General features: G+C 73.0%; 2 protein-coding genes. Both read left to right on the forward strand.

The window, feature by feature from the left end; all coding sequences use genetic code 11:
- Nucleotides 1-7 precede the first annotated feature (7 nt).
- The gene (locus AB0C29_RS49170) at nucleotides 8-814 is read left to right on the forward strand and encodes an alpha/beta hydrolase (protein ID WP_360835370.1); all 807 of its coding nucleotides are present in this window, start codon (nucleotides 8-10) and stop codon (nucleotides 812-814) included.
- A gap of 126 nt (nucleotides 815-940) precedes the next feature.
- The coding region (locus tag AB0C29_RS49175) for an alpha/beta fold hydrolase (RefSeq protein ID WP_360835368.1) at nucleotides 941-1,242 on the forward strand (302 nt) is incomplete at its 3' end.

Genomic DNA, 1,242 nt, shown 5'->3' on the forward strand with positions numbered 1-1,242 from the left:
CGGCTCGCTGACCGGTGCCACCAGCGCCCAGGCCGCCAGCCCGTACGAGCGCGGCCCGGCCCCGACCACGGCCAGCCTCGACGCCAGCCGCGGGCCGTTCGCCACCGCCCAGCAGAGTGTCTCCAGGCTCAGCGTCTCCGGCTTCGGCGGCGGCGTCATCTACTACCCGACCAGCACCGCCGAGGGCACCTTCGGCGCGGTCGCCATCTCGCCCGGCTACACCGCGAGCTGGTCGAGCATCAGCTGGCTCGGGCCGCGGATCGCCTCGCACGGCTTCGTGGTCATCGGCATCGAGACCAACTCGACCCTCGACCAGCCCGCCTCCCGCGGCAACCAGCTGCTCGCGGCGCTGGACTACCTGACCCGCAGCAGCTCGGTGCGCACCCGCATCGACGCGAGCCGGCTCGCCGTGGCCGGGCACTCGATGGGCGGCGGCGGCTCGCTGGAGGCCGCCAAGGACCGGCCGTCGCTGCAGGCCGCGGTGCCGCTGGCGCCCTGGAACCTGACCAAGTCCTGGTCGGGCCTGCGGGTGCCCACCCTGATCGTCGGCGGTGAGAGCGACACGATCGCGCCCGTCTCGTCGCACTCGATCCCGTTCTACAACAGCATCCCGTCGGCCACCGAGAAGGCGTACCTGGAGCTCAACAACGCCAGCCACTTCTTCCCGCAGACCACCAATACCCCGACCGCCCGGCTGGCAGTGGCCTGGCTCAAGCGCTTCGTCGACGACGACACCCGCTACGACCAGTTCCTCTGCCCCGGCCCGAGCAGCTCGGCCATCTCCGACTACCGCAACACCTGCCCGCTGTCCTGATTCACCAGTGGACCGGAGCCGGCAGCGTGCCCCGCCGGCTCCGGCCTCATGATCAGGAATTGACGAGGTGCAGGAACTCGGCCGCACGAGCAACCGAGCCGTGCGCCCAGCCGTCAGAATCGAGCCATGCCGACCTACCCGGGCGCCGACGCCACGCCGCTGTCCTACGACGACACCGGCGGTGACGGTCCACCGCTGGTCACCCTGGCCGGCGGCTCCGGCCGGCACCCCGCGTACCTGGGTGACCTGGCCGGTCTCGGCCGGCACCGGCGGCTGATCACCCCGCACCTGCGCGGGGTGGGCCGCTCCCCGCTGCCCGCCGACGTCACCCTCGGCTCGTTCTGGCGGCAGGCGGCCGACCTGGAACGGCTGCGGCGGCACCTGGGCGTCGAGCGGCTGCGGCTGCTGGGCCACTCGGCCGGGACCCG

It is taken from the genome of Actinoplanes sp. NPDC048791 (assembly GCF_040650095.1).
In the GTDB taxonomy this organism is placed as follows: domain Bacteria; phylum Actinomycetota; class Actinomycetes; order Mycobacteriales; family Micromonosporaceae; genus Actinoplanes.